The organism is Geminocystis sp. (assembly GCF_041753295.1).
GTDB lineage: Bacteria > Cyanobacteriota > Cyanobacteriia > Cyanobacteriales > Cyanobacteriaceae > Geminocystis.
On sequence record NZ_JBGSUU010000090.1, the window covers coordinates 1 to 5,008 of the forward strand.

At 33.0% G+C, this 5,008-nt stretch carries 8 protein-coding genes; all 8 read left to right on the forward strand.

Annotated features, from left to right (window positions below):
• Positions 1-201 precede the first annotated feature (201 nt).
• Entirely contained in the window at positions 202-939 is a 738-nt protein-coding gene (locus tag ACEW8E_RS10315; RefSeq protein WP_373480261.1) for a pentapeptide repeat-containing protein, read from the forward strand.
• A gap of 91 nt (positions 940-1,030) precedes the next feature.
• On the forward strand, positions 1,031-1,315 hold the full coding sequence (locus tag ACEW8E_RS10320; protein WP_373480267.1) for a DUF2442 domain-containing protein: 285 nt from the start codon (positions 1,031-1,033) through the stop codon (positions 1,313-1,315).
• Between the two features lie 72 nt (positions 1,316-1,387).
• Positions 1,388-1,813 (forward strand): DUF262 domain-containing protein, encoded by a 426-nt coding sequence (locus ACEW8E_RS10325; RefSeq protein ID WP_373480262.1) that lies wholly within the window; start codon positions 1,388-1,390, stop codon positions 1,811-1,813.
• A 68-nt stretch (positions 1,814-1,881) separates the two neighbouring features.
• Positions 1,882-2,610 (forward strand): MerR family transcriptional regulator, encoded by a 729-nt coding sequence (locus ACEW8E_RS10330; RefSeq protein WP_373480263.1) that lies wholly within the window; start codon positions 1,882-1,884, stop codon positions 2,608-2,610.
• A complete protein-coding gene (locus tag ACEW8E_RS10335) occupies positions 2,607-3,839 on the forward strand; it encodes a VWA domain-containing protein (RefSeq protein WP_373480264.1) in 1,233 nt (410 codons plus the stop codon). Before ACEW8E_RS10330 ends, ACEW8E_RS10335 begins: the two co-directional genes overlap by 4 nt.
• 140 nt (positions 3,840-3,979) lie before the next feature.
• Positions 3,980-4,555, forward strand: a complete 576-nt coding sequence (locus tag ACEW8E_RS10340) for a hypothetical protein (RefSeq protein ID WP_373480265.1) — start codon at positions 3,980-3,982, stop codon at positions 4,553-4,555.
• Positions 4,556-4,609: 54 nt separating this feature from the next.
• Positions 4,610-4,732: a hypothetical protein gene (locus ACEW8E_RS10345; protein ID WP_373480266.1), complete on the forward strand. Its 123-nt coding sequence runs from the start codon at positions 4,610-4,612 to the stop codon at positions 4,730-4,732.
• 48 nt (positions 4,733-4,780) lie between these two features.
• A partial coding sequence (locus ACEW8E_RS10350; protein WP_373480268.1) for a transposase occupies positions 4,781-5,008 on the forward strand: 228 nt, incomplete at its 3' end.

Below are 5,008 nucleotides of genomic sequence, written 5' to 3' on the forward strand. Positions count from 1 at the left end.
ATATTTATATCAAGCAAGACATTTAATAGAGAACTTTTTTGCCAGATTAAAACAGTATAGAGCAATCGCTACCAGATATGATAAACGAAAAATAAATTTTAAAAGGAGGTATTTATTTAGCTTCAATCATAATCTGGCTTAGAAGTTGCGACTTATTTAATTGATAATGACTTTGAAATACGAGGAGATGCGATCGATTTTATGTTCGTGCAGGAGTATTTAATGCCTCTGTGGATGCGGTTTAATTGGCGAGAGATTCAATACTCTGATGTCAAATTTTATAAAAATTATGGGATAAAACAAGCGATTCCTTATGCTTGGCTTGCATCATCTCCGACTTTCCACAGTCATGACTTATTATCCCGTATTCTTTGGATGCATAAATATGATGACGAATTTGATAAAGGTTTTGACTTCTTAGGAGATGTCATGATGATCTTAGCAGAAAGGCTACAGGGATGTTTCTATGAATTATACATAGAGAATATGGAAACTCAAGTAGCTGATTTAGTATGTGTTTTGATAGAAGATTATTTACCATCAAAAAATTTCCCAACAAATTATACAATGGACGAGATTGATGTTCTTTTATATGATTTATGTCACTGTATTGTTGAACTTGATAGTTCTGAATTAGAAAAATATCATTATGTATCTCCATGTGTTTTATCTGGTTTATTAAATTGTTATCGTGATGTTTTTGGAGATGAACAATTTGAAGGTTTTTTCAATCCTGAAGAATTTCCCGACTTGTGTAACCAGAATTTAACGGGTGTCAATTTCAGTAATCTTGATTTAAGTAATATTGATTTATCAGGTGCTAATTTGACGGATGCGGATTTGAGTAATGCAGATTTATCGGGTGCGGATTTAACCGATGCCAATTTAGAGGGGATTATTACTGATGAAAATACCATAATAGAAATCCCTGAAGAATAATATTTTGTGATCAGAGGTGCGATTTTGTGGGGTGAAGTTCGATCGCACCTTAAAATCAACCATTACAAAATATCGAACCTTTGGAGTAAAAATGTTAAAAGACATTATTCAAGTTAAACCATTAGAAAATTATCAACTTTATCTCAAATTTGAAGATAATAAAGAGGGAGTAGTTGATATTAGTAAAATTATCGAATTTACTGGTATTTTTACACCTTTAAAAGAATTAGATTATTTTCAAACAGTCAAATTAAACTCAGAATGGGGAACAATTTATTGGGATAATGGGGCGGATTTAGATCCAGATGTACTTTATTCCGTTATTACAGAACAAAATTTACCCCAATTTTCTAGCAAAGAATTAATTAATTTGTAATTTTGTTAATTAAAACAAAGTGAATTAGATAATTATTTATCATCTAAAAGAAATAAAATTAGGAAAAATATTATGACAATTAAAGCAACAGAAGAACAATTAAATAAGATTTTTAATTTAACCAATTATCAATTTGAAATTCCATCCTATCAACGCCCTTATGCTTGGGGAAAAGATCAAGTTTTAGAATTAATTGATGATTTATACGATGCTTTTCCTTATCCCTTAGAAAGTAATCATCCTGACTATTTTTTCGGAAGTATTATCTTAATTAAAGAAGAAGGAAAACCTAATGCTGAAGTTATTGATGGACAACAAAGATTAACTACTTTAACACTTTTATTATCAATAATTAGACTTTATTTTAATGATGAAGATAATCTCAGCTTTGCCATTGTATTAAGTAATGGACAAGAAGATAAATATAACATCAATACATTAAAAGGGATTGCACCAAAAAAAGAGCAAATTCTAGATCGAGCTAAAGAATTGCTTTAGGAATAAAAACGCAACCATCGACTAAAATTGATATTGACATTTTTCATTGGCAGTGTTATTGTCAAAGTATGAACTTAAAAGAATTAGAAACCAGTCATCAAGAATGGCTAATTGAAGAATTTGTGGAGGTAGTCAATCAATTATTACCCCAATATTTGCCTGACAGTAAGGGAAATAATAAGGTGAAAGAAGAAATTAATCCTCGTCTAGTAAGACACTATACCACTCTCAAACTGATGGATGAGCCTATTCGCAAAAATCGCTATGCCTATTATAACTATCGCCATTTGTTGCAACTATTACTGGTGAGACGATTATTAAGTGACGGTATTGGTGCGATGGCAATTAATGATTTATTAACCAGTAAAACTAATGAAGAATTAAAAAATTTACTCCTTGGTGGTATCTTCATTAATATCCAAACAACTCATCCTAATTTAGTAGAAAATACCAATAATTATTTCGCAGGAAATACCAGTAATTCTGCTTTAGAATATTTAGCTAATCTGAAAAAAGTTAAAGAAAATAAATCTAGTCTTAATCATCAAAATCAAAATAGAGATAATCTCAATTCACCCATTGATATAGACTATAATTTATCTAATCAACATGATTTAAGAGAAAATCAATCTTCTAATTTTGTTATCAGTAAGTGGAATCATTTACAAGTTTTAGATGGTTTAGAATTACATATTCGAGATGATTTTATTTATCCCAATAGTGTTAAAGAACAAGAGTCTTTAAATCGTTATTTAATTGAAAAATTAACTGAATTTTTAGGAAGAAAAAAACCATGACTATGCAACCAGAAATCACGTTTATTCCGTTGAAAAATGCCGTCGCTTCCGATGTCGTTACAGAATTAGATTTAATCCTCAGAATTACTGTTCCAGAAATTAAAACTACTAAAGAAAGATTGCCCTTAAATTTAGGTTTAGTTATTGACAGATCTGGCTCAATGGAAGGCAAAAAAATAGAATATGCTCGAAAAGCGGCTTCTTATGCAGTCAATCAGCTTTTATCAACGGATAGAATTAGCGTTACTATTTATGATGATCAAATACAAGTAATTGTTCCTAGTACTTTGGCGAATAATAAGGAATATATTCTCAATAAAATTAAGTCTATCACGGCACGAAGTATGACGGCGTTATACGATGGTTGGCTAGAAGGTGCTACTCAAGTTAGTAAATTCAATGAACCTGAGCGGTTAAATCGTGTTATCCTTTTGTCCGATGGTTTGGCTAATGTGGGGGAAACTAATCCAGATGCGATCGCCACTAATGTTAATGGTTTAAGTAAACACGGCGTTAGTACTACCACTATGGGTATCGGAGACGACTTTAATGAGGATTTAATGCAGGGTATCGCCCTTAGCGGTGACGGTAATTACTATTACATTCAAGATCCTGAACAGTTACCTAATATTTTCGAGAATGAGTTACAAGGTATCATCGCAACGGTTGGGCAAAAAGTTTCCATCGGCATTAAAACCTTAGCAGAAGTGCGATTAGTGGACGTATTCAACGATTTAGATAAGACGCAATACGGTAACTATAAACTACCGAATCTCATCGCAGGAAATACTTTTGATTTGGTGTTGCGGTTAAAAGTACCGACAATGACGCAATCCATGACATTAGCGGATTTTCGTTTAGCCTATGACGATATGGAAACAAAATTGAGAAAAGTATCTCATGCTCAACTACAGTTACCCGTTGTCACCAGTGCCGAATTAGCAACCTATCCAGAGAATGAGGAGGTGAAGGCAAAAGTTTTACAGTTAAACGTCACACGAGCTAAGGATGAGGCGATCGCATCTTTGGATCGAGGGGATATTAACGATACTAGACAACGGTTATATCAAATGAAAGAAGACATAATGTCTGCACCCCTTTGTTATAGTATGCCCGAAGAAATGGAAGAAGTAGATGATTTATTAGAAGATTTAGAGGTGGGAAATCAGAAAAGTATGCGCAAAAAAGCTAGTTATCAAAACTATCAAAAACGCCGTAACCGTCAATAAATAATTTGAGAGTAGTAAGCCCTTCGGGGCTTCATCAATAAAAAATATTAAGGACAAACTGCATAAATCATCAAAATTGACTGGATAAATAAGTAGTAAGTACAAACATTAACATTCTGAATATTAATAGGTATAACAACATGATTACAGTTCAATCAATCACATTAAACAAAGAGTTTTCTATTCCTCAAAACTGGTTAAAAAAAGCTAATTTCGGCGATAAAGTGAGAATTATCGTCAAAGAAGGGGAAATTCGTTTATTATCCATTTCTGGAAACATATATTGGCATAATATTGGTTTTAATGAGCAATATTGGTGGGAATATCTCAAAACAAATCAAATTATTACCGCTAACTTTACTAATCAGGCAGGTGACGAGGGAGAAAAACTTTTAACTTCTTATCATCAAGGAGATACTATCATTGCTTATGCTAGTAGTTTTGGTGCGATCGGTTGGGGTATGATTACAAAAGATTCTAGCTATCAACTAATTTCCACTGATTCATCGGAAAACATCAAAAATGGTCAACATTTGCATCGATTAAAGATTGAATGGCAATGTGTAGCGGACAAAATCGAAGATGCTATTACGGCGGGAGATATTCTCAACAAATTTAATATACATCATCCCATTCCTACATCTGTTCGTATCAGTGACAACGAGAAAGCAGAATTACTAATTCAAGAGTTAGAAAACAAGTTTAATTCGATTTAATCATATCGGGAAATTAGGGGTACTCAACCCCTTTCCCTTTTATTAGGTGCAGATTTGACGGATGCGGATTTAAGCTATGCCGAGTTAGAGGGGATTATTACTGATGAAAATACTAAAATGCAAATCCCTGAAAAACCATCTAGGGCGTGTCATCAATTAGAACTTAAAACAAGATAAAATATATATCTGAATAATTTTTTGACAAAAACACCCTGTGGTAAGAAGATGCCTCGTTATGCTTTAAGAGATGATCAATGGGAAAGAATTAAAGATATGCTTCCAGGTAGATTTGGCACTATAGGAGTCACCGCTAAAGATAATCGATTATTTGTGGAAGCAGTTTTGTATCGATATCGAGCCGGTATTCCCTGGAGAGATTTACCTGATAGATTCGGAGATTTTCGAGTGGTTCATACTCGTTTCAGTCGTTGGAATCGAAAAGGGGTTTGGGAA

Excerpts from the sequence above, each read along its gene's own strand:
- ACEW8E_RS10315 (WP_373480261.1), top strand. The coding sequence starts at position 202 with ATGTTCGTGCAGGAGTATTTAATGCCTCTGTGGATGCGGTTTAATTGG.
- ACEW8E_RS10320 (WP_373480267.1), top strand. The coding sequence starts at position 1,031 with ATGTTAAAAGACATTATTCAAGTTAAACCATTAGAAAATTATCAACTT.
- ACEW8E_RS10325 (WP_373480262.1), top strand. The coding sequence starts at position 1,388 with ATGACAATTAAAGCAACAGAAGAACAATTAAATAAGATTTTTAATTTA.
- ACEW8E_RS10330 (WP_373480263.1), top strand. The coding sequence starts at position 1,882 with ATGAACTTAAAAGAATTAGAAACCAGTCATCAAGAATGGCTAATTGAA.
- ACEW8E_RS10335 (WP_373480264.1), top strand. The coding sequence starts at position 2,607 with ATGACTATGCAACCAGAAATCACGTTTATTCCGTTGAAAAATGCCGTC.
- ACEW8E_RS10340 (WP_373480265.1), top strand. The coding sequence starts at position 3,980 with ATGATTACAGTTCAATCAATCACATTAAACAAAGAGTTTTCTATTCCT.